Below are 22,547 nucleotides of genomic sequence, written 5' to 3' on the forward strand. Positions count from 1 at the left end.
AGCCCCCGGCTCGGCCGGGGGCTCACGGTGGCGCGGCTCAGCCCTTGCGGCCGGCCGGTCAGCCCTTGCGGGCGGCCAGGCGCGCGGCGCGCGCGGCCAGGCGCTCGTCGAACTTGCGGGCCTCACCGTCCAGGCCGTTCATGAAGAGCCCGAGCTCCTCCTGAGCCTTCTGCCCCTCCGGACCCAGGTCCTGGATGTCCATGATCTTGAGGAAACGGATCACGGGGCTCAGTACGTCGTCGTGGTGGATCCGCAGGTTGTAGACCCCGCCGATCGCCATCTGCGCGGCCATCCGCTCGAAGCCGGGCATGCCGTGGCCCGGCATGCGGAAGTTGACGACGACGTCCCGCACGGCCTGCATCGTCTGGTCGGGGGCGAGCTCGAAGGCCGCGGAGAGCAGGTTGCGGTAGAAGATCATGTGCAGGTTCTCGTCCTGCGCGATGCGGGCCAGCATCCGGTCGCAGACCGGGTCACCGGACTGGTGGCCGGTGTTGCGGTGCGAGATGCGGGTCGCGAGCTCCTGGAAGGCGACGTACGCGACCGAGTGCAGCATCGAGTGGCTGTTGTCGGACTCGAAGCCCTCGGACATGTGCTGCATCCGGAATGCTTCCAGCTTGTCCGGGTCCACGGCGCGCGAGGCCAGCAGGTAGTCGCGCATCACGATGCCGTGGCGGCCCTCCTCGGCGGTCCAGCGGTGCACCCAGGTGCCCCAGGCGCCGTTGCGGCCGAAAAGGGTCGCGATCTCGTGGTGGTAGCTGGGGAGGTTGTCCTCGGTCAGCAGGTTCACGACGAGCGCGATCTTGCCGATGTCGGTGACCTTGGACTGCTGCGGGTCCCAGGCCTCCCCGTCCTCGAAGAAGCCGGGGAAGTTCCGGCCGTCGCTCCACGGGACGTACTCGTGGGGCATCCAGTCCTTGGTGACCTTCAGATGGCGGTTCAGTTCCTTCTCGACCACCTCTTCCAGCGCGTACAGCAGCTTGGCGTCGGTCCACGCCTCCGAGCTGCCGAGGTGGGGAGAGGTGATCGTCACGGGTACTCCTGGGGACAAAGCGAATTACCTACGGTTCCGTAGCCTACGGAGTCGTAGGTTAAGCGCGACATCAAGGAGCGCCAAGCCCCAGGCATCGTTCTGCCCGGCTACATCCGGTTATCTATGCAGTTGGAAGGGGTCCTGGGCGGCTCCACAGCGGTGAGAATCACGCAAGAAGGTGGTCCGTGGCTCCCGCCTTGACGGCGGAAGCCACGGAGGAACCGGGCACTACCGCCCCATGGCGGCACGTACCTCCTCGGCCGTGGTCGGCCGGAGCCCGCCGTCGAGCGACAGCCACCGCGTGATGCCGATCGACTCCAGGAACGGCACGTCGTGGCTGGCCACCAGCAGCGCGCCCTCGTAGGACTCCAGCGCCCCGGCGAGCTGCCGTACGCTCGCCAGGTCCAGGTTGTTCGTCGGCTCGTCCAGCATCAGCAGCTGGGGAGCCGGCTCGGCCAGCAGCAGTGCCGCCAGCGTGGCCCGGAAGCGCTCGCCGCCCGACAGGGTCCCGGCCGTCCGGTCCGCCCGCGCGCCCCGGAACAGGAAGTGCGCGAGCCGCGCCCGGATCACGTTGTTCGTGGCGTGGGGGGCGAACCGCGCCACGTTCTCCACCACCGAGCGTTCGTCGTCCAGGACGTCGAGCCGCTGCGGCAGGAAGCGGGCCGGAACGTGCGCCACCGCCTCCCCGGACGCGGGCGGCAGCAGCCCGGCGATGGTCCGCAGCAGGGTCGTCTTGCCCGAGCCGTTCGCGCCGACCAGGGCGATCCGCTCCGGACCGCGCACCTCCCACTCGCCCGCCGCCCCCGCGCCGTGCGCCAGGCGCAGACCGCTCAGGGTCAGCACCCGTCGGCCCGGTGGGACCTGGGTGGCCGGCAGCTTGATCCGGATCTCGGCGTCGTCGCGCACCGCGTCGACGGCCTGGTCCAGCCGCTCCCGGGCGTCCGCCAGTTTCTCGGCGTGCATGATGCGGTGCTTGCCCGCCGACTCCTGCGCGGCGCGCTTGCGGGCACCCATGACGATCTTCGGCTCGCGCTTGTTCTCGTTCATCTTCTGGCCGTACCGCTTGCGCCGGGCCAACTTGACCTGGGCATCCGCCAGTTCGCGCTTCTGGCGCTGTACGTCGGCCTCGGCGACCCGGACCATCCGCTCGGCCGACTCCTGCTCGGCCGCGAGCAGCCGCTCGTACTCCGTGAAGTTGCCGCCGTACCAGCGGACTTCGCCGTCGCGGAGGTCCGCGATCTGGTCGACCCGCTCCAGCAGCTCGCGGTCGTGACTGACCAGCACCATCACCCCGGACCAGGACTCCACGGCCGCGTAGAGGCGGCGCCGGGCCCGCAGGTCCAGGTTGTTGGTGGGCTCGTCGAGGAACAGGACGTCCGGCCGGGCGAGCAGCAGCGCCGCCAGCCGCAGCAGGACGCACTGGCCGCCCGACAGCTCGCCGACGGTCCGGTCCAGGCCGGTCCCGGCGAGGCCGAGCTCGTCGAGCACGGCCAGGGCGCGTTCTTCCACGTCCCAGTCGTCGCCGACGGCGGTGAAGTTGGCCTCGGTGGCCTCGCCCGCCTCGATGGCGTGCAGGGCGGTGCGGGCGGTGCGGATGCCGAGCGCCTCGTCCACCCGCAGTGCGGTGTCGAGGGTGGCGTTCTGCGGCAGGTAGCCGATGCTCCCGGCCACCGACACCTGTCCCGAGGACGGGGTCAGTTCACCGGCGAGGAGCTTCAACAGGGTGGACTTGCCACAGCCGTTGAGTCCCACCAGGCCGGTCCGGCCCGGCCCGACGGACAGGTGGAACCCGTCGAAGACGGGAGTGCCGTCGGGCCAGTCGAAGGAGAGGTCGGAGCAGGTGGCGAAAACAGGGGCATGACTCATGGAGGCCTCCAGGTTGCGTGAGAAGTGCGTGCAACGCGGGGAGACAGCCGACTGTCACGGGGATCGCGGGGATGCGGTGGTGGTCGGTGTCTCGGACCTCAGAAGAGCAATGTCCTACTCCGTTTCGGCGACTGCAGGGCCTTCACGAAGGTACGGACGGCCGGGGGCCGCCCGCAAGCGAATAATTCAGCAGGAGCCGCGCATCAGCTCGGCGAGGCTGTGGTCCATGTCGAGGTAGCGGTGTTCCAGCCCCGGTGGCACCAGCGCGGAGGTGCGTTCGAGGAACCGCTGGAGCTCGCCCGTGGTCATCAGCACGATCGCCACCCCCTCCGGCGCGTGGAACTCGACCGTCGTCCGGTCCCCGTCGTACGGCCGCACCCGTACGTCGCCGCAGCCGGCCGGATGGCGGAGCCCGGACATCAGCAGCTCCCGGGCGAAGGTCCAGGAGACCTCGACGCCTTCCAGCGTGGCCAGGGCGGGGAAGGCCATGCGGACGGCGAAGGGATCCGAGCGGTCGTAGCAGAGGGTGACGGGGACGGTCTCGACCTTCGGTGCGGTGGCGATCAGTCGGGCCTGCACGGCCTGCTCGATGACAGTGATCAAGGCTCGCTCCCTTGCGGCGGATCTGCTGCCGGGCCCTGGGGTGGGGCCCGGCAACCGGATAGACGCCGGAATCGGCACATCCGTGCATGGTGGATGACGTGAGCTGGGTCACCGAATGGCGGGATCCCGCTTGTCTGATCGCACAGAGTGAGGGTGCGTGCCGTCTGGGTAAAGGGCCCATGTCAAGGGCCGAGACCCGCACGGCGATGTCAATACGTCCGGTATTCGATCGCTCCACAGGCCTAAGCGGATGCCGGAAGGGGCCCCGGGGGCCGGAGAGGTGCCCTGGACGGGGCATGCGGGGTGCGTTAGCTTCCGGCGCCATGAGACTTCTGCGAGTTGGCATGTGCGCGGCAGCCCTGCTGGTCGGTGTGGCCGTGGCGCCGGCGTGGGCGGACACCGGTGCGGACCCGTCCCCGGCGATGACCGGGCCCGGGCTGCGCGGCGCCGGCTGGGCGGTCAAGGAGACCGGTCAGGAGGGCGCCGAGGACGTCCGCTTCCGCGGCCTGGCGGCGGTCGGCCGCAGCACGGCCTGGCTGGCGGGATCCAGGGGCAGGGTCCTGCGCACCGGCGACGGCGGCCGCAGCTGGCGGGACGTCTCGCCGCCCGGGGCGGTGGCCGAGGGGCTGGAACTGCGCGACATCGAGGCCTTCGACGGCCGGCGCGCCGTCGCCCTGTCCATCGGTGAGGGAGAGGCCTCCCGGATCCTGCGCACCGAGGACGGCGGCGCCACCTGGACCGAGACCTTCCGCAACCCCGATCCGCGTGCCTTCTACGACTGCCTGACCTTCTTCGACTCCCGTCACGGGCTCGCCGTGAGCGACCCCGTCGACGGCAGGTTCCGGCTGCTGGCCACCGACGACGGCGGCCGCAGCTGGCGGGTGCTCCCGGACGCCGGGATGCCGCCGGCGCTCCCGGGCGAGGCCGGATTCGCGGCGAGCGGCCAGTGCCTGACGGCTGCCGGGCCGCGTGACGTGTGGCTGGCCACCGGCGGCGGTGCCGCCGCGCGGGTGCTGCACTCCGCCGACCGGGGACTGACCTGGCGGGTGGCCGATTCCACGGTGCCGGGCGGCGACCCGGCGCGCGGGGTGTTCGCCCTGGCCTTCCGCGACCGTACGACCGGCCTCGCGGTCGGCGGCGACTACCGGACCGGCCAGGCCTCGCCCCGGGCCGCGGCCCGCTCCGCTGACGCGGGCGGGAGCTGGACCCAGGCGGCGGCCCCGCCGCCGGCCTACCGCTCGGGCGCGGCCTGGTACCCGTACGGGCACGCCACGGCCCTGGCGGTAGGACCGACCGGCACGGACGTCACCACGGACGCGGGACGCACCTGGCGGCCGCTGGAGACGGGGTCGTTCGACACCGTCGACTGCGCGCCCGACGGCGGCTGCTGGGCCGCGGGGGAGAAGGGGCGGGTGGCACGGCTGGAGCGGCGCTGAAGCGGGTCACGACGGCAGGGTCTCGCGGACCGGGTCGAGGCAGGACGAGGTCCTGGAGGCGATGAACTCCGTGATGCGGTACGCGCAGACGCCCGCCACCGCGAAGGGGTCCTCCGACGCGATCTTCTCTATCTCGGCCCGGGAGACGCCGCGGGCCAGGATCATGCCGCCCTCGCGCGGGACCTTGCGGCCCGAGGCGAGGAAGACGCCGGAGGCGTAGTGACCCTCCAGCCAGGCGACGTGCGCGTCCATGCGCGCTTCGACGGCTTCGATGGGCGCGGTGTAGGTGAGCTCCATGACGAACATGATCGCCAGGCTACTCTCGCACCCCATGACGACTGTGAAGACCCCCGCCGACGAGGCCGAGGCCCGGGCGATACAGGATGAACTGCGTGACCTCGTCGTCCTCGACGAGGCCGGGCCCCCGCCCGGGCGGGGGCTGGTCGCCGGGGTGGACGTGGCGTACGACGACGAACGCGACCTGGTCGCGGCCGCCGCCGTCGTGCTCGACGCCGCGACCCTGGAGGTCGTCGCCGAGTCCACCGCCGTCGGGCACGTCAGCTTCCCCTACGTGCCCGGCCTGCTCGCCTTCCGTGAGCTGCCGACCCTGCTGGCCGCCCTGGAGGCCCTCCCCGTCACCCCCGGCCTCGTCGTCTGCGACGGCTACGGCCTCGCCCACCCGCGCGGCTTCGGCCTGGCCTGCCACCTCGGGGTGGTCACCGGCCTGCCCAGCATGGGCGTCGCCAAGAACCCCTTCACCTTCACCCACGAGGAGCCGGGCACCCCGCGCGGCGAGGCCTCCCCGCTGCTCGCGCCCGACGGCACCGTCGTCGGCCGGGCCCTGCGCACCCAGCACGGGATCAAGCCGGTGTACGTGTCCGTCGGCCACCGGATCTCCCTGGACAACGCCTGCGCCCACGCCCTCGCGCTGAGCCCCCGCTTCCGCCTCCCCGAAACCACCCGCCACGCCGACTCCCTGTGCCGGCGGGCCCTGCGCGAGGCGGTCGACGCCGTGGAGTGACCGTCGGCGGCCACACCGGTCCCGGGCCGGACGGTTCCGGCTCCGGACGGGCGGCCGGGGCGGCCACCGGCCAGCGGCCACCGGCCAGCGGCCGCCGGCCGGCGGACCACCGGGCCGGTGCCGGCCCGCGGCCCCGCCGTCGCGTGCCCTACCGCTCCGCCGCCACCCGGAAGCGGATGCCGGCCTTCTGGAGCCGGGACAGCAGGGCGTCGCCCATCGCCACCGCCGTGGTCAGCTGGCCGGAGCGGTCCGGAAGGGAGTCGTGGGCCAGGCACAGCGCGGACTCCGCCAGCATCTTCGCCGTCTCCCCGTAGCCCGGGTCGCCGCCCGAGACCTCGGTGAACACGCGGCGGCCGCCGCCCTCCCCGACGAAGCGGACGGTGAACCAGCTGCGGGCGCGCCGCTCGGCGTCCGGGCCGCGGCCCGGTTCCCAGTGGCTCAGCAGCCACCGCCGGGCGGCCGGGACCTGCGCCAGCGCCGCCGTCGCGCCCACCGCCGCCGTCAGGCCCACGGCGACGGGCAGGTGCCGTACGGAGGCGTAGTGGCGGTAGCGGAAGTCCGGCCCGTACCGCTCCAGCGCGGCCGCCGACCGGGTCACGATCCGAGGGTCCAGCACGGGCAGCGGCAGCGCCCACGTCCCGGTCTCGCGGCTGAACCGCGGGGCTCCCACGGGCCCGCGTACCCGGCGCCCCGGCAGCCGGGGCTCGTGCAGCCGGCGGGCCCGGGCGGCCGCCAGGGTCTGGGGCCCCCGGCCCAGCGCCGTGACGGCGGAGGTCAGGGTGCCGCCGGAGGCCAGCGCCCCGGCCCGCAGGAACCCGTCCACCCGCAGCGGCACCCCGGAGGGCAGCAGGCCCACCGTGAAGTACGCCCCGAGGTCGGCGGGGATCGAGTCGAACCCGCACGCGTGCACGAGCCGCGCCCCCGTCTCCCGGGCCCGCGCGTCGTGCTCGACGTACATCCGGTCCACGAACTCCGGCTCGCCGGTGAGGTCCACGTAGTCGGTGCCCGCCCCGGCGCATGCCGCGACCAGCTCCGCCCCGTACCAGACGTACGGCCCGACCGTGGTGGCCAGCACCCGGGTGCTGGCGGCCAGTTCGCGCAGGGCCCTCGCGTCCCCGGCGTCCGCCCGCAGCAGCGGCAGGTCCGCGCAGGCCGGGTTCAGTGCGGCCAGCTGCTCGCGCAGCCGCTCCAGCTTGCCGGGGTCGCGGCCGGCCAGGGCCCACCGGCAGCCGGCGGGCGCGTGCTCGGCGAGGTACTCGGCGGTCAGCGCGCCGACGAACCCGGTCGCGCCGAAGAGCACGAGGTCGAAACCCCGCTCCGGACGGCCCCCGCGGACGGGCTCCTCGTGGACGTGCTCGGTCATGGACCGCTCCTCCCAGCTGGTGTCGGTGGCTGAGGTTAGCGTTGGAGCGGACTGTCCGTGCGAGCAGGTGTGACCGGCGGGAACCGGAGGCGTCGATGAGGGCTGCGGTGCGCAAGTGGGAGGCGGTGCGCGAGTTCGCGCTGGGGCTTCCGGAGGCGGTGGAGGAACATCCCTGGGGGCCGGAGGACGGCGTCGTGAAGGTCAACAAGAAGATCTTCGTCTTCCTGGGGAACGCGGACGGCCCCCGGCCGCCCGGCCTGTCCGTCAAGCTGAAGGACGAGGCCCTGCACGGGCACGCGATGACCGCCCCCGGCGCCGAACCCACGGGGTACGGCCTGGGCCGGGCGGGCTGGGTCTCCGTGCCGCTGGGGGAGAAGGGGGCGCCGTCGGTGGAGGTGCTGTGCGAGTGGGTGGAGGAGAGCTACCGGGCCGTCGCCCTCAAACGGCACGTCGCGGTCCTCGACGCCCGGACCGCGGAGGGCGCCTGACGGGGGCGCAGGGCACGGATGGCGAGGCGGAGGCGGAGGCACAGACGGATACGGATACGGATACGGAAGACGGCGGCGGTACGGGGACTCCCGGCCGGGAACGGCGCCCGCGCTCCGGGGCGAGCGGGCCGAAGGCGAAACCGGCCGGGCGCTCGCTCTTGTGCTGAGTGGAACGTGTTCCTAGCATCGCTGGTGTTACATCAGTTGTGTCACACACGCGCACACACCCACCCTCACCTCACACCAGGATGCCGGGGGCCCGATGGCAGTGACAGCAGGCCCGCTCGCGGGAGTACGCGTCGTCGAACTGGCGGGCATCGGCCCCGGCCCGTTCGCCGCCATGCTCCTCGCCGACCTCGGCGCCGACGTCGTCCGCGTGGACCGGCCGGGCGGCGGCGGTCTCGCCGTCGACCCGGCCTACGACGTCACCAACCGCAACAAGCGCTCCGTGCTGGTCGACCTGAAGGCCGCCGGAGGCCCCGCCCGGGTGCTGGACCTGGCGGAGCGCGCCGACGTACTGATCGAGGGGTTCCGCCCCGGGGTCGCCGAGCGGCTCGGCGTCGGCCCGGACCACTGCCTCGCCCGCAACCCGAAGCTGGTCTACGGCCGGATGACCGGCTGGGGCCAGGAGGGGCCGCTGGCCCGCACCGCCGGGCACGACATCGCGTACATCGCCGTCACCGGCGCGCTCGGCATGATCGGCAGCCCCGGCGAGCCCCCGGCCGTCCCCGCCAACCTGGTCGGCGACTACGCGGGCGGCTCCCTCTACCTCGTCATCGGGATCCTCGCCGCCCTCCAGCACGCCCGCACCCCGCAGGGCACCGGCCAGGTCGTGGACGCCGCGATCGTCGACGGCACCGCCCACCTCACCGCCATGATCCACGGCATGGTCGCGGCCGGCGGCTGGCAGGACCGGCGCGGGGCCAACCTGCTCGACGGCGGCTGCCCCTTCTACGGCACCTACGAGACCTCCGACGGCGGGTACATGGCGGTCGGCGCGCTGGAGCAGCAGTTCTACGACACCTTCGTGGAACTGCTCGGCATCGGGGACCGGGCACCCGCCCGCAAGGACCTCGCCCGCTGGGGCGAGCTGCGCGAGGCCGTCGCCGCCCGCTTCAAGTCCCGTACGCGCGAGGAGTGGACGGCCCTCTTCGAGGGAACCGACGCCTGTGTGGCGCCCGTGCTCTCGCTGCGCGAGGCCCCGCACCACCCCCACCTCGTCTCCCGGGGGACCTTCACCGAGTACGGCGGGATCACCCAGCCCGCCCCCGCCCCGCGCTTCTCCGCGACCCCGACCCGCGTCGCCTCCGGTCCCGCCCTGCCCGGCGCGGACACCGAGTCGGTGGCCGCCGACTGGGGCGTGCCCGCGCTGCTGCCGAAAGAGGCCTGATGGAACTGTCCATGCTGCTCGACTACGCCGGTGACCCGCGCCGGGCCGCCGACGAGGCGGCCGCGCTGGAGTCCGCCGGCCTCGACGCCGTGTGGGTCGCCGAGGCCTGGGGCTTCGACTCCCCGACGATCATGGGCTACCTGGCGGCCCGCACCGAGCGGATGAGGATCGGCTCGGCCATCGTGAACGTCTACTCCCGCACCCCCGCCCTCATCGCGCAGACCGCCGCCGGCCTGGACGCGGTGTCGGGCGGACGGGCCCTGCTCGGCCTGGGAGCCTCAGGCCCGCAGGTGATCGAGGGGTGGCACGGGAAGCCGTACGACAAGCCGCTCGGCCGGACCCGCGAGACCGTCGAGCTGTGCCGGCGGATCTGGCGCCGCGAGACCATCGACCACCACGGCATCACGGACATGCCGCTGCCCGCCGCCAGGGGCGGCCGGCACGGCAAGCCCCTGAAGATCCTCACCCGCCCGGTCAGGGACGCCATCCCCGTCTACATCGCCTCCCTCGGCCCGGCGAACGTGGCACTGACCGCCGAGATCGCCGACGGCTGGCTCCCCACCCTCTTCATCCCGGAGAAGGCCCGCGCCGTGTGGGGAGGCGCCCTCGCCGAGGGCACCGCCAAGCGGCCGCCGGAGCTCGGCCCGCTGCGGACCGTCGCGGGCGGCCTGCTGGCCATCGGCGAGGACGCGGCCGCCGTCCGGGACCTCGCGCGGCCCCAGATCGCCCTGTACGTCGGCGGGATGGGGGCGGTCGGCAAGAACTTCTACAACGACCTCGCCGTGGCCTACGGGTACGGGGAGCAGGCCCGCCGGATCCAGGAGCTGTACCTCGCCGGCCGCAAGCGCGACGCGGCGGCGGCCGTGCCGGACGAGTTCTGCGAGCTGATGACCCTCTGCGGCCCCGAGGGGTACGTGCGCGAGCGCGTCGAGGCCTTCCGGGAGGCCGGGGTCACCATGCTCAACGTCACGCCGGTCGGCCCGGATCCGGCCCGGCTGATCGAAACCGTCAAGAGCTGGCTGTAGGGGGCCCCGATGCGACGACGCATCTACGACGCCGACCACGAGGCGTTCCGCGAGACCGTGCGCACCTTCCTGCACAAGGAGGTGCTGCCGCACTACGAGCAGTGGGAGAAGGACGGCATCGTCAGCCGGGACGCCTGGCGGGCCGCCGGCCGGCAGGGCCTGCTGGGCCTGGCCGTCCCCGAGGAGTACGGAGGCGGTGGGAACCCGGACTTCCGCTACGCGGCGGTGCTCGCCGAGGAGTTCACCCGGGCCGGGACCCCGGGGCTGGCGATCGGCCTGCACAACGACGTCATCGGCCCCTACCTGACCTCGCTCGGCACCGAGGAGCAGAAGCGCCGCTGGCTGCCCGGCTTCTGCTCCGGCGAGACCGTCACCGCGATCGCGATGACCGAGCCGGGCGCGGGTTCCGACCTCCAGGGGATCCGCACCAGCGCCGAGGACCGGGGCGACCACTGGCTGCTCAACGGGTCCAAGACCTTCATCTCCAACGGCATCCTCGCCGACCTGGTGATCGTCGTCGCGAAGACCACCCCCGAGGGCGGGGCGCACGGACTGTCCCTCCTCGTCGTCGAGCGCGGCGCGGAGGGCTTCGAACGCGGCCGCAACCTCGACAAGATCGGCCAGAAGGCCCAAGACACCGCCGAGCTGTTCTTCAACGACGTACGCGTCCCCAAGGAGAACCTGCTCGGCGAGCAGAACGGCGCCTTCCTCCACCTGATGACCAACCTGGCGCAGGAACGGCTCGGCATCGCGATGGCCGCCATCGCCGCCGCCGAACACCTGCTGGAGATCACCACCACGTACGTCAAGGAGCGCGAGGCCTTCGGCCGGCCGCTCTCCAAGCTCCAGCACGTCCGCTTCGAGGTGGCCGAGATGGCCACCGAGTGCGCGGTCACCCGTACCTTCCTCGACCGCTGCATCACCGACCACGCCAACGGCGGACTGGACCACGTCGACGCCTCGATGGCCAAGTGGTGGGCCACCGAACTCCAGAAGCGGGTCGCCGACCGCTGCCTCCAGCTGCACGGCGGATACGGCTACATGACCGAGTACCGGGTCGCGCGGGCGTTCACCGACGGCCGCATCCAGACCATCTACGGCGGCACGACCGAGATCATGAAGGAGATCATCGGCCGCTCCCTCCTCGGCTGACCACCCCCCGGCCCCCCGGGCCCCCCGGCTCCCCCCGGACCACCCCTTGGACACCTCCGAAAGGCTTGACCAGTGAGCACCGAAGCTTACGTATACGACGCGATCCGCACCCCGCGCGGCCGCGGCAAGGCCAACGGCGCCCTGCACGGCACCAAGCCGATCGACCTGGTCGTCGGCCTCATCCACGCCCTGCGCGAGCGCAACCCGGACCTGGACCCGGCCGCCATCGACGACATCGTGCTCGGCGTCGTCGGCCCCGTCGGCGACCAGGGCTCCGACATCGCCCGTATCGCGGCCATCGCCGCGGGCCTGCCGGACACGGTGGCCGGCGTACAGGAGAACCGCTTCTGCGCCTCCGGCCTGGAAGCCGTCAACCTGGCCGCCGCCAAGGTCCGCTCCGGCTGGGAGGACCTGGTCCTCGCCGGCGGCGTGGAGTCCATGTCCCGCGTCCCGATGGCCTCCGACGGCGGCGCCTGGTTCGCCGACCCCATGACCAACTGGGACACCGGCTTCGTCCCGCAGGGCATCGGCGCCGACCTCATCGCCACCATCGAGGGCTTCTCCCGGCGCGACGTGGACGAGTACGCGGCCCTGTCCCAGGAGCGGGCCGCCACCGCCATCAAGGAGGGCCGCTTCGCCAGGTCCGTGGTCCCGGTCACCGACCGCAACGGCCTGATCGTCCTGGACCACGAGGAGTTCGTCCGCCCCGGGACCACCGCCGACACCCTGGCCACGCTGAAGCCGTCCTTCGCCGACATCGGCGACCTCGGCGGGTTCGACGCCGTCGCGCTCCAGAAGTACCACTGGATCGAGAAGATCGACCACGTCCACCACGCCGGCAACTCCTCCGGCATCGTCGACGGCGCCTCGCTCGTCGCCATCGGCACCCGCGAGGCGGGAGAGCGTTGCGGGCTGCGCCCGCGCGCCCGGATCGTCTCGGCCGCCGTCTCCGGCTCCGAGCCCACCATCATGCTCACCGGCCCCGCCCCGGCGACCCGCAAGGCCCTCGCCAAGGCCGGGCTCACCATCGACGACATCGACCTGATCGAGATGAACGAGGCCTTCGCCGGCGTCGTGCTGCGCTTCGTCAAGGACATGGGCGTCTCCCTGGACAAGGTCAACGTCAACGGCGGCGCCATCGCGCTCGGCCACCCGCTCGGCGCCACCGGCGCCATGCTGCTCGGCACCGTCGTCGACGAACTGGAGCGCCAGGACAAGCGCTACGGCCTCGTCACCCTCTGCGTCGGCGGCGGCATGGGCGTCGCCACCATCGTCGAACGCGTCTGACCCGTCCTGATCCCCGATCCGCCCCTCACACGGAAGTAGCGAACATGAGCGAGTCCACCACGATCCGCTGGGAACAGGACGAGACCGGCGTCGTCACCCTGGTCCTCGACGACCCGGACCAGTCCGCCAACACCATGAACCAGGCCTTCAAGGACTCCATCGCGGCGGTCGCCGACCGCGCGGAGGCCGAGAAGGACTCCATCCGCGGCATCATCTACACCTCCGCCAAGAAGACCTTCTTCGCGGGCGGCGACCTCAAGGACATGATCCGGCTGCGCCCCGAGGACGCCGGACTCGCCTTCGAGACCGGGAACGCCATCAAGCGCTCGCTGCGACGCATCGAGACCCTCGGCAAGCCCGTGGTCGCCGCCGTCAACGGCACGGCCCTCGGCGGCGGTTACGAGATCTGCCTCGCCTCCCACCACCGCGTCGCCCTCGACGCCCCTGGCTCCAAGATCGGCCTGCCCGAGGTCACCCTCGGCCTGCTCCCCGCCGGCGGCGGCGTCACCCGCACCGTGCGCCTCATGGGCATCGCCGACGCGCTGCTCAAGGTGCTGCTCCAGGGCACCCAGTACGACCCGCGGCGCGCCCTGGAGAACGGTCTGGTCCACGAACTGGCCTCCACCCCCGAAGAGATGCTGGCCAAGGCCCGCGCCTTCATCGACGCCAACCCCGAGTCGAAGCAGCCCTGGGACGTCCCCGGCTACAGGATCCCGGGCGGTACGCCGTCCAGCCCGCGCTTCGCCGCGAACCTCCCGGCCTTCCCCGCCAACCTGAAGAAGCAGCTGAACGGGGCCCCGTACCCGGCGCCGCGCAACATCCTGGCCTGCGCCGTCGAGGGCTCCCAGGTCGACTTCGAGACCGCCCAGACCATCGAGGCCCGGTACTTCACCGAGCTGGTCACCGGGCAGACCGCCAAGAACATGATCCAGGCGTTCTTCTTCGACCTCCAGGCCGTCAACGCCGGCCGCAGCCGCCCGCAGGGCACCGCACCGCGCGAGGTCACCAAGGTCGCGGTCCTCGGCGCCGGGATGATGGGCGCGGGCATCGCCTACTCCTGCGCCCGCGCGGGCATCGAGGTCGTGCTCAAGGACGTCACCCCCGAGGCCGCCGCCAAGGGCAAGGCGTACTCCGAGAAGCTCCTCGACAAGGCCCTCGCCAAGGGCCGCACCACCCAGGCCAAGCGGGACGAGCTGCTCGCCCGGATCACCCCGACCGCCGACGCCGCCGACCTGGCCGGCTGCGACGCCGTCATCGAGGCGGTCTTCGAGGACACCGCCCTCAAGCACAGGGTGTTCCAGGAGGTCCAGGACGTCGTCGCCCCCGACGCGCTGCTCTGCTCCAACACCTCCACCCTCCCCATCACCGGACTCGCCGAGGGGGTCGCGCGTCCCGCCGACTTCATCGGCCTGCACTTCTTCTCGCCCGTCGACAAGATGCCGCTGGTGGAGATCATCAAGGGCGAGCGCACCGGTGACGAGGCCGTCGCCCGCGCCTTCGACCTGGTCCGCCAGATCAACAAGACCCCGATCGTGGTCAACGACTCGCGCGGCTTCTTCACCTCGCGCGTCATCGGCCAGTTCATCAACGAGGGCGTGGCGATGGTCGGCGAGGGAATCGAGCCGGCCTCCGTCGAGCAGGCCGCGGCGCAGGCCGGCTACCCCGCCAAGGTGCTCTCGCTGATGGACGAGCTCACCCTCACCCTGCCGCGCAAGATCCGCAACGAGACCCGCAAGGCCTTCGAGGCCGAGGGCCGCGAGTGGACCGAGCACCCCGCCGACCGGGTCATCGACCGCATGGTCGAGGAGTTCGGCCGGCCGGGCCGCAGCGGCGGGGCCGGCTTCTACGAGTACGACGGGACGGGCAAGCGCGTCCGCATCTGGCCCGGGCTGCGCGAGCACTTCGCCAAGCCGGACGCCCGGATCCCCTTCGAGGACATGAAGGAGCGCATGCTCTTCTCCGAGGCCCTGGACACCGTCCGCTGCCTCGACGAGGGCGTGCTCACCTCCGTCGCCGACGCCAACATCGGTTCCGTCATGGGCATCGGCTTCCCCGCCTGGACGGGCGGCGTGATCCAGTACATCAACGGCTACGAAGGAGGCCTGCCCGGCTTCGTCGCCCGCGCCCGCGAGCTGGCCGCCACCTACGGCGAGCGCTTCACCCCGCCGGCCTCCCTCGTGGCCAAGGCGGAGCGCGGCGAGACGTACACCGACTGACGCCCCTCGCCGGCGCTCCCCGCCCGGGCCCGCGGAGGCGGGCCCGGGAAGCGGGCCTACGGCCGGAGGTACGCGAACGCCCCGCGCAACCCGGAGCCGTCCGGGGCGGACCAGCCGGCCACCACCTGCGCGAGGAGGCCGTCCGCAGGGGCGGTGCCGGGAGCCAGCACCCGGTTCAGGACCAGGGTCAGGGTCGGGGCGTCCATCCCCGCCGGGCCCACCACGACCTCGGTGTGCCCGGCGGTGTCCGTCACCGTCCCGGGACCGGTCAGGCCCGCCGGTGCGCCGGAACCCCCGGAGCGGACCTCGACCGTCGGGTCGGGGGTGTCGCTCTCGCTCTGGGCCTGGGCCGTCACCCGGCCCGCCAGCAGCGCCAGCAACTGCTCGACCATCACCGGGTCGTGGGCGCCGTCGTACACCCAGCGCCTGCCCAGCACCCCGTGCTCCAGGGTGCCGATCAGACCCGCCTCCGCGCCCTCCAGCGGGGCACCCCGGTAGGTGAGCGGCACCAGGTGGGCGACGGGCCCGGAGCCGGTGCCGGCTCCGCCGCCCGAGGGGACGGCGACCACCATGAACTCGACGCCCACCTCGCCCTCGGGGTCGTCGAGCCGGAAGCCGCCCGCCCGGGCCGGCGGTGCGGCCTTCTCCGCGCCGCGGTACCAGGGCCTCGACGGCAGCCAGCCGGCGAGGAGTTCGAGTTTGGTCGGTGACAGCGTGGTGTGGTGGATGATCGCCATACGGCCGAACCTACCCTCCCTCCGAGGTGAACGCCGCCCGCAATTCCTCCTTCAGCGACCGCTGGAAGGCCGTCACCAGGGCCTGCACCACCATCGGCTGCATGTGCGCGGACAGCGCCTTCATCGACTCCACCCGCTCCGGGTCGTCCTCGTCCTGCGTGAACGGCCCCCACACCTCGTCCCGGAACAGCGCCGTGAGCTGGTGCGCCGCCGTGCGTGCGTGCTCCAGCAGGACGCCCCGCGCCACGAGCAGCGTCTCGTGGGCGATCGGTACGTCCAGCAGCGCGACTCCCAGCCGCAGCAGGCCCACGTCCACCCGGAAGCCCTCCCCGGAGGGCGAGACCACGTTCATCGCGGCCAGCCGGCGCAGGTCCCCGTCCGACAGGCTCCGGCCCGCCCGCTTCTCCAGATCCGCCCGCGACACCTCCTGCGCCGCGTCCGGCGCCCAGGTGGCCACCAGCGCCCGGTGGATCGCCAGGTCGTGCGCGCTCAGGTCGTCCGGCAGGGCGTCCAGATAGCGCTGGATCGCCGACAGGGTCATCCCCTGGTGCTGGAGTTCCTCGATCAGCGCGAGCCGGGACAGGTGCTCCGGTCCGTAGTGCCCCACACGACGCGGTCCGATCACGGGAGGGGGCAAAAGCCCGCGCGTGCTGTAGAACCGTACGGTGCGGACGGTGACACCGGCCCTGGACGCCAGTTCGTCCACGGTGAGCATCGGCTCGGTCGCCCGGTCGGCCATCGTCTGCGCCTCGCTCTCTGCTCCACGGCTTGGTTCAACAGTATTGCTGTCGCACCAACGATGTGAAACGTCCAGGAGCTGCCCGTGACCACGAACCTGCGTCTGCCCGGACAACCCGACGACCTCACCGTCCCCGCCCTGCTGGCCCGCAACGCCGCCGAACACGCGGACCTGCCCGCCCTCTCCTGGCGTGAGGGGGACGGCTGGACGACCCTCACCTGGGGCGAGGCCCGCCGCCGGATCGCCGTCCTCGCCGCCGGCTACGCCGCCCTCGGGGTCGAGCGCGGCGAACACGTCCTGCTGATGATGGGCAACCGCCCCGAGCACTGGCTCAGCGACCTCGCCCTCGTCCACCTCGGCGCCGTCCCCGTCACCGTCTACGGAACCTCCGCGCCCGAACAGATAGCCCACATCGCCCGTCACAGCCGGGCCCGGCTCGCCGTCGTCGAAGGCGCCCGCGAACGCGACCGGTGGACGCCGGCGCTCGACGACCCCGGGACACCGCTGGAACGCCTCGTCGTCGCGGAGACCGCCGAGGCCGGCCCGCACACCGCCTACGCCTCCGTGTACGCGAGCGGCGCCCGCCTGCACCGCGCCGACGACTTCGAGAAGGCCTGGCAGGAGACCCGCCCCCAGGACCCCCTCACGGTCGTCTACACCTCCGGCACCACGGGCGACCCCAAGGGCGTCCGCCTGACCCACCGCAACATCCTGCTCCAGTCCGTCCGCCTCGACCGCCACGTCCAGCTCCCCGAGCACGCCGAGCACGTCTGCTACCTGCCCTTCGCGCACATCGCCGAGCGGATCCTCGGCATCTACCTGCCCCTGCTGCGCGCCGCACACGTCCGGCTGGTCGCCGACCCGACCGGCGTGGCGGCCGCCGTCCGCGAGCTGCGCCCGGTGCAGTTCTTCGGGGTGCCCCGGGTCTGGGAGAAGCTCGCCGCGGGCCTGCGGGCCGCCCTGGCCGGCCTCCCCGAGGAGCAGCGGCGCGCCATCGGGGCCGCCGGGGACGTGGCGCGCGCCCGCGCCGGCCACCGGGAGCGCGGCGAGGAGGTTCCGGCCGCGCTCGAAGCCTCGTACGCCGAGGCGAAGGAGCGGGTGCTGGACCCGGTGCTGCGGCCGGCGGGGCTGGACCGGCTCGTCTGGACGGCCAGCGCCACCGCGCCGATGCCGCTCGACGTGGTGCGGTTCTGGGCCGGCTGGGGGATCACCGTCATGGACGCCTGGGGGCTGACCGAGACCGCCGGTGTGTGCACCGTCAACAGCGACACCCCCGGCGGCTTCCGGCTGGGCTCGGTGGGCCGGCCCATCGAGGGGCTGGAGCTGAAGGTGGCGGCGGACGGGGAGATCCTCACGCGCGGTGCGACCGTCTTCGACGGCTACCTGCGCCCCGACGGATCGGTGGAGGGCGCGGCCGACGCCGAGGGCTGGTTCCCCACCGGGGACATCGGGCGGCTCGACGAGGACGGCTTCCTCTGGCTGACGGACCGCAAGAAGGAGCTGATCATCACCTCGAACGGCAAGAACGTCTCGCCGGCCCTGGTGGAGAACACCGTCAAGGAACACCCGCTGGTCGGCCAGGCCCTGGTGCACGGGGACGGCCGCTCCTACCTGGTCGCGCTGCTGGTCCTGGACCCCGAACTGGCCCCCGCCTGGGCGGCCGCCCGCGGCATCCGGGCCGGCTCCCTCGCCGAACTGGCCGGGCACCCGGCCGTCCTGGAGGAGACCGACCGTGCGGTGGCCGCCGCGAACGCCCGCCTCAACCGCACCGAGCAGATCAAGCGCTACCGGCTGCTGGCCGAGGAGTGGGGCCCGGAGACGGGAGAACTCACCCCGTCGCTGAAACTGCGCCGCCGGGTGGTCCGGGAGAAGTACGGGCCGGTGATCGAGGGGCTGTACGGGGCCTGACGCACCCGACGGGCCCCTCGGCGACGAGGCCGGGGCCGGGGCTGGGGCCGGGGCGGGGCCGGACCACGGCGGCTCCCGTGCGGTCGCCGGGGCGTGGGACCCGCCCCGGCGACCGCACGACGGCACAGGACGCCGCGGTCAGGAGGTGCCCGGGTCAGCGGACCTCGGTGACCCGGTGCTCCTTGCGCGCGCCGCAGTTGGAGTTGTACACCTGCACGTGCACGTTGCTGATGCCGCCGCCCCAGTCGACGCAGTGGCCCTTGCCGTACACGTAGGCCGGACCCGCGTAGGACGTGTACCGGCCGAAGTCCTCGCCCCGCTCCCAGGTTTCGGGAACCTCGATCCACAGGGCCATGTCCACGGCCGTACCCGGGTTGTTGCGGATGGTCGCGACGCAGTTCTTGCCGTTCGCGGCGTTGTACGTCAGGTAGACGGTGCCCAGCGAGCCGATGGCCGCCGAGTTCACGGTCTTGTAGGCGCTTCCGCAGACCTTCTGCGGCGTGGTGTTGGGCGCGGCGGTGGCGGGCGCCGCCAGCGCGGTCGTCGCCCCCAGCGCCAGGGCGGCGAACGCGGTGGTGGTCACGACGGAACGGCTGAACCTCATGTTTCCCCCTGCTGGTCACGGGAGTTGGTCGCTCCCTGCATGGTGTGACACGCAGGACGGCGCGACGGTTGCGCCCCGCCCGCAAAAGATGTGACCGCGCCGCCTGACGAGGCGGCGCGGTGGGGGACCGGTGGCTAGCGGCCGATGACCGGGTAGTGGTCCGAGAGGTTGCCGTACGTGTAGGACTTGCCCCAGCTGGAGACCGTCCAGGGGGCCGACTCCTCCTTGACCACGTTGTTCTCCCAGCCCGCCGGGCGGGCGTTGCCCTTGCGGTACAGGACGTAGTCCAGGTCCTCGCGCGGGTCCGTCGGGTAGCGGTAGTTCGCGATCGTGTTCAGCGCCGTGTCGAAGGAGTACGGGTGGCCCGTGCGCGAGTCGGCGCCGGCCAGGTCGGCGTCCGCGAGCATGGAGGCGTACTCGGGGGTGCGGGAGTCCACGTTCATGTCGCCCGCGACGATGACCTGCTCGTCCGCCGGGATGTTCTTGGCGTCGAGGAAGGCGTCTATGTTCTTGAACTGGCGGCTGCGCATCTGCGCCGCCTCGCCCGCGCCGCAGCCCGGGTCGGTGGACTGGGCGTGGGTGCCGACCACGTGCACCCTGGCCCCGTTCACGTTCAGCACCACGTACGCGAAGCCCTTGTTGGACCACCAGTCGGCGCCGCAGGCGTCCTTGTAGACGACCTGCTCCTTGCGCAGGATGGGCCACTTGCTCAGGATCGTGACGCCGCCGTCCTCCGGGGTGGTGGCGGAGTACGAGCCGCCCGTGGCGTCCCAGCCGGTCTTGGCGCGGCCCACGACCGGGGTCTGGTACGGGTACTGGGCCGCGGAGTTGGCCTGCAGCGCGTCCGAGGTGCCGTTGTCGAAGGCCTCCTGGAGCACCACCACGTCGTGGCCCTGGTAGAAGGAGGTCCTGGGGATCTCGGCGGCCCGGTGGTCCTGGCCCCAGTTCGGGTACAGGCTCTTGCTCATCAGGAACACGTTGTACGTGAGGACGCTCAGCCGCGGCGCCGTGGCGGTGCCCTCGGCGGCGGTGGCGGCGGGCGCGCCGGTGAGGACGAGCGCTGCGGCGGCGGTCGCGGCCACGGCCGTGGCGGCGGCGCGGCGCGGGCGGTGCGAGATCTGCGGCATGGAGGTCTCCGTCATTCCTGCGGGGGAAGATCGACGCCGTCATCCAAGCAGCCGCGGTTACCTCTGGGTAACACCCATGACAAGACTTTCTGTCCGGACCGAGGACTTCTCGCGCTCGCATAATCGACCCATGAACGACACGGCCCGCACCCCCGGGCGCCCCGACCCCGAGCCGCCGCCGCCCGGCGGGGTGCTGTGGACCACCGCCGGCGACATCCGCTCCCTGCTGACCCTGCCCGCCGCCTTCACCCTCCAGGTCGCCCACCCCGCCGTCGGGGCCGGCGTCGACCAGTACTCGGTCTTCCGCACCGACCCCTGGGGGCGGGGCGAGCGCTCCCTGCGGTCCGTGATGCTGTGGGTCTACGGCGGGGCCGGGGCCGCCGCCGAAGGGCGCCGGGTGCGCCGCCTGCACCAGGGGATCCGGGGCACCGACACCCGGGGCCGGCGCTACCACGCCCTCGACCCCGCCTGCTACGCCTGGGTGCACGCCACCGGCTTCCCCGTCGCCGTGTACTCCGGGCGCTACCTCTTCCGCCGCATCACCCCCGACCAGGAGCGGCAGCTGTACGCGGAGTGGCTCCGGGTGGGCCGGATCCTCGGGCTCCGCGACCGGGACATGCCGCAGAGCGTCGAGGAGTTCTGGCCGTACTACCGCCGGATGCTGGCCGAGGAGATCGAGCCGACCGCGGTCGCCCGCGAACTGCTCTCCACCGAGGTGGACCTGCCCCGCCCCGAGGTGGCCTCCCCGGTCCTCCGGCTGCTGCTGCGGATGACCTGGCCGGTCCTGCGCGTCGGCTACCTGCGCTTCCGGGCCTTCGTCACCGTCGGGTACATGCCGCCCGACGCCCGGGCCGCCATCGGCCTGGAGTGGACCCCCGCCCAGGAACGCCGGCTCCGCCGGTTCAGCACCGCCGTACGGCTCCTCGTGCCGGTGCTGCCCGAGCGGCTGCGCTACCTGCCGAGGGCCCGCGCCGCGCGGGCGCGGTGGCGCGCCGGCGCCGTGTGAGGCGCCGGCGCGCGGGTCCGCGTACCGCCGTGGGTCAGTGGTCGTGGACGGAGTTCGTCGCGGCGATCTTCTTCCAGGACCTGGGCTCGGTCACCGGCCCGGCCGGGGACGCGAGGGCGCGGGCGCCGGTCTTGGCGGCCGGCGGGGCGAAGGCCGGCTTGCCCGGGGTGTACAGCCAGGTCTCGAAGAGCTGCGCGAGCGGCTTGCCCGAGACCTTCTCCGCGTACCGGACGAAGTCCCCGACCTTGGCGTTGCCGTAGGCCCGCTCGGTCGGCCAGCCCTTGAGGACGGCGAAGAACTTCTCGTCGCCGATCTCGTTGCGCAGTGCCTGGAGCGCGAGCGCCCCACGGTCGTACACGGCCCCGTGGAACTGGTTGTCCGGGCCCGGGTCACCGGGCTTGACCTGCCAGAACGGGTCCTCGGCCGGGCGGGAGGCGTACGTCCACTCGGCGAGCTCCTGGGCGGTGCCCTCGCCCTCCTTCTCCGACCAGAGCCACTGGCTGTAGCGGGCGAAGCCCTCGTTGACCCAGATGTCCTTCCAGTTGTCGACGGACACGCTGTCGCCGTACCACTGGTGGGCGAGCTCGTGCACGACGACGGAGGTGTTGGCGCCGTTCGCGAACTGGCGCGGGCTGTAGAACGGCCGCGTCTGGGTCTCCAGCGCGAAGCCGCTGGGCACGTTCGGGACGTAGCCGCCGAGCGCGTTGAACGGGTAGGGGCCGAAGACCCCCTCCAGCCACTCCGCGACCTCGCCGGTCCGCTCCACGCTGGCGCGCGCCGCGCCGGCGTTGTCGCCGAGGTCCTTGCTGTACGCGTTCAGGATCGGCAGGCCGTTCGCCGTCTTGCCGGTGGTGATGTCGAACCTGCCGATCGCGAGCGTGGCCAGGTAGGTCGCCTGCGGCTTGTTGGAGCGCCAGTTGTAGCGGGTCCAGCCGAGCCGCGAACTCTGCGACTGGAGGACGCCGTTGCTGATGGCCTGGGTGCCGTCCGGGACGCTGACCGACACGTCGAAGGTGGCCTTGTCCAGGGGGTGGTCGTTGCTGGGGAACCACCAGGCGGCCGCGTCGGGCTCCTGGGCCGCCACACCGCCGTCGGGGGTGCGCTGCCAGGCCGACCAGCCGTCGACCTTGAACTCCGAGGGCTTGCCCGCGTACTTGACGACGACCGTCGCCTGACTGTCCTTCCGGAGCGGCTCCGCGGGCGTCACTTCGAGTTCGTGCGCGCCGGAGGCGGCGAACTTCGCCTTGGCCCCGTTGACCCGCACCTCGCTGACCTTGAGGCCGAAGTCGAGGTTGAACCGGGACAGGTCCTGCTTCGCGGTGGTCAGCAGGGTGGCCGTGCCCTCCAGCAGGTCCGTCCCGGGCTGGTACTTCAGGCGCAGGTCGTAGTGGGAGACGTCGTAGCCGCCGTTCCCGCTCGCCGGGTAGTAGCTGTCGCCTATGCCCGGGGCGCCCGGACCCGCGCCGGCCGCCGACGCCGGGATCACCAGCAGGAGGGAAGCGGCCAGGACGCTCGGGGCGATGACTTTGCGGTGCACGCGATGCTCCAA

General features: G+C 72.8%; 20 protein-coding genes. 10 read left to right on the forward strand and 10 right to left on the reverse strand.

The window, feature by feature from the left end; genetic code table 11:
• Positions 1-58: 58 nt before the first annotated feature.
• The 3 genes from ACZ514_RS01100 to ssgD form a co-directional block, all read right to left on the reverse strand.
• On the reverse strand, positions 59-1,030 hold the full coding sequence (locus ACZ514_RS01100; protein WP_468173078.1) for an acyl-ACP desaturase: 972 nt from the start codon (positions 1,028-1,030) through the stop codon (positions 59-61).
• Positions 1,031-1,258: 228 nt separating this feature from the next.
• Positions 1,259-2,896, reverse strand: coding sequence for an ABC-F family ATP-binding cassette domain-containing protein (locus ACZ514_RS01105; protein WP_468698055.1), 1,638 nt, complete (start codon positions 2,894-2,896; stop codon positions 1,259-1,261).
• 186 nt (positions 2,897-3,082) lie between these two features.
• The gene (ssgD, locus tag ACZ514_RS01110) at positions 3,083-3,499 is read right to left on the reverse strand and encodes a spore wall synthesis regulator SsgD (RefSeq protein WP_388930890.1); all 417 of its coding nucleotides are present in this window, start codon (positions 3,497-3,499) and stop codon (positions 3,083-3,085) included.
• A 344-nt stretch (positions 3,500-3,843) separates the two neighbouring features.
• On the opposite strand from ssgD, the gene ACZ514_RS01115 reads away from it, so the two are divergent.
• Positions 3,844-4,935 (forward strand): WD40/YVTN/BNR-like repeat-containing protein, encoded by a 1,092-nt coding sequence (locus ACZ514_RS01115; protein WP_468698381.1) that lies wholly within the window; start codon positions 3,844-3,846, stop codon positions 4,933-4,935.
• A gap of 6 nt (positions 4,936-4,941) precedes the next feature.
• Here the strand turns inward: ACZ514_RS01115 and ACZ514_RS01120 are convergent, their stop codons facing one another.
• On the reverse strand, positions 4,942-5,241 hold the full coding sequence (locus ACZ514_RS01120; protein WP_468698052.1) for a YciI family protein: 300 nt from the start codon (positions 5,239-5,241) through the stop codon (positions 4,942-4,944).
• A 25-nt stretch (positions 5,242-5,266) separates the two neighbouring features.
• On the opposite strand from ACZ514_RS01120, the gene ACZ514_RS01125 reads away from it, so the two are divergent.
• On the forward strand, positions 5,267-5,956 hold the full coding sequence (locus ACZ514_RS01125; protein ID WP_468173083.1) for an endonuclease V: 690 nt from the start codon (positions 5,267-5,269) through the stop codon (positions 5,954-5,956).
• Between the two features lie 148 nt (positions 5,957-6,104).
• On the opposite strand, the gene ACZ514_RS01130 is transcribed toward ACZ514_RS01125, so the two are convergent.
• Positions 6,105-7,319: a saccharopine dehydrogenase family protein gene (locus tag ACZ514_RS01130; protein WP_469123757.1), complete on the reverse strand. Its 1,215-nt coding sequence runs from the start codon at positions 7,317-7,319 to the stop codon at positions 6,105-6,107.
• A 95-nt stretch (positions 7,320-7,414) separates the two neighbouring features.
• Between ACZ514_RS01130 and ACZ514_RS01135 the strand changes: the two genes are divergently transcribed.
• The 6 genes from ACZ514_RS01135 to ACZ514_RS01160 all read left to right on the forward strand — a co-directional run bounded on the left by ACZ514_RS01135 (position 7,415) and on the right by ACZ514_RS01160 (position 14,877).
• A complete protein-coding gene (locus ACZ514_RS01135; protein WP_469123758.1) occupies positions 7,415-7,807 on the forward strand; it encodes an MmcQ/YjbR family DNA-binding protein in 393 nt (130 codons plus the stop codon).
• Between the two features lie 262 nt (positions 7,808-8,069).
• Positions 8,070-9,197 (forward strand): CaiB/BaiF CoA transferase family protein, encoded by a 1,128-nt coding sequence (locus ACZ514_RS01140; RefSeq protein WP_468173087.1) that lies wholly within the window; start codon positions 8,070-8,072, stop codon positions 9,195-9,197.
• Positions 9,197-10,222: an LLM class F420-dependent oxidoreductase gene (locus ACZ514_RS01145; protein ID WP_469123759.1), complete on the forward strand. Its 1,026-nt coding sequence runs from the start codon at positions 9,197-9,199 to the stop codon at positions 10,220-10,222. Before ACZ514_RS01140 ends, ACZ514_RS01145 begins: the two co-directional genes overlap by 1 nt.
• A 9-nt stretch (positions 10,223-10,231) precedes the next feature.
• Positions 10,232-11,374 (forward strand): acyl-CoA dehydrogenase family protein, encoded by a 1,143-nt coding sequence (locus ACZ514_RS01150; RefSeq protein ID WP_469123760.1) that lies wholly within the window; start codon positions 10,232-10,234, stop codon positions 11,372-11,374.
• A gap of 72 nt (positions 11,375-11,446) precedes the next feature.
• Positions 11,447-12,661, forward strand: a complete 1,215-nt coding sequence (locus tag ACZ514_RS01155) for an acetyl-CoA C-acetyltransferase (RefSeq protein WP_468698038.1) — start codon at positions 11,447-11,449, stop codon at positions 12,659-12,661.
• Between the two features lie 44 nt (positions 12,662-12,705).
• Complete coding sequence (locus ACZ514_RS01160) at positions 12,706-14,877, forward strand: 3-hydroxyacyl-CoA dehydrogenase NAD-binding domain-containing protein (RefSeq protein WP_469123761.1); 2,172 nt, start codon at positions 12,706-12,708, stop codon at positions 14,875-14,877.
• A gap of 56 nt (positions 14,878-14,933) precedes the next feature.
• On the opposite strand, the gene ACZ514_RS01165 is transcribed toward ACZ514_RS01160, so the two are convergent.
• Together ACZ514_RS01165 and ACZ514_RS01170 are read right to left on the reverse strand one after the other, a co-directional pair.
• A complete protein-coding gene (locus ACZ514_RS01165) occupies positions 14,934-15,614 on the reverse strand; it encodes a maltokinase N-terminal cap-like domain-containing protein (protein WP_469123762.1) in 681 nt (226 codons plus the stop codon).
• 10 nt (positions 15,615-15,624) lie between these two features.
• Entirely contained in the window at positions 15,625-16,353 is a 729-nt protein-coding gene (locus tag ACZ514_RS01170; RefSeq protein WP_469123763.1) for a MerR family transcriptional regulator, read from the reverse strand.
• Positions 16,354-16,437: 84 nt separating this feature from the next.
• Between ACZ514_RS01170 and ACZ514_RS01175 the strand changes: the two genes are divergently transcribed.
• The gene (locus ACZ514_RS01175) at positions 16,438-18,261 is read left to right on the forward strand and encodes an AMP-dependent synthetase/ligase (protein ID WP_469123764.1); all 1,824 of its coding nucleotides are present in this window, start codon (positions 16,438-16,440) and stop codon (positions 18,259-18,261) included.
• A 154-nt stretch (positions 18,262-18,415) separates the two neighbouring features.
• Here ACZ514_RS01175 and ACZ514_RS01180 read toward each other — a convergent pair whose 3' ends face one another.
• The gene (locus tag ACZ514_RS01180) at positions 18,416-18,865 is read right to left on the reverse strand and encodes a spore-associated protein (protein ID WP_468173103.1); all 450 of its coding nucleotides are present in this window, start codon (positions 18,863-18,865) and stop codon (positions 18,416-18,418) included.
• A gap of 134 nt (positions 18,866-18,999) precedes the next feature.
• The gene (sph, locus tag ACZ514_RS01185; protein ID WP_468173105.1) at positions 19,000-19,992 is read right to left on the reverse strand and encodes a sphingomyelin phosphodiesterase; all 993 of its coding nucleotides are present in this window, start codon (positions 19,990-19,992) and stop codon (positions 19,000-19,002) included.
• Positions 19,993-20,122: 130 nt separating this feature from the next.
• On the opposite strand from sph, the gene ACZ514_RS01190 reads away from it, so the two are divergent.
• Positions 20,123-20,998 (forward strand): oxygenase MpaB family protein, encoded by an 876-nt coding sequence (locus ACZ514_RS01190; protein ID WP_469123765.1) that lies wholly within the window; start codon positions 20,123-20,125, stop codon positions 20,996-20,998.
• A 34-nt stretch (positions 20,999-21,032) separates the two neighbouring features.
• On the opposite strand, the gene ACZ514_RS01195 is transcribed toward ACZ514_RS01190, so the two are convergent.
• Positions 21,033-22,535, reverse strand: a complete 1,503-nt coding sequence (locus ACZ514_RS01195; RefSeq protein WP_469123766.1) for a M1 family metallopeptidase — start codon at positions 22,533-22,535, stop codon at positions 21,033-21,035.
• Positions 22,536-22,547 lie beyond the last annotated feature (12 nt).

The sequence above is a fragment of the Streptomyces sp. NPDC034086 genome, from assembly GCF_055575515.1.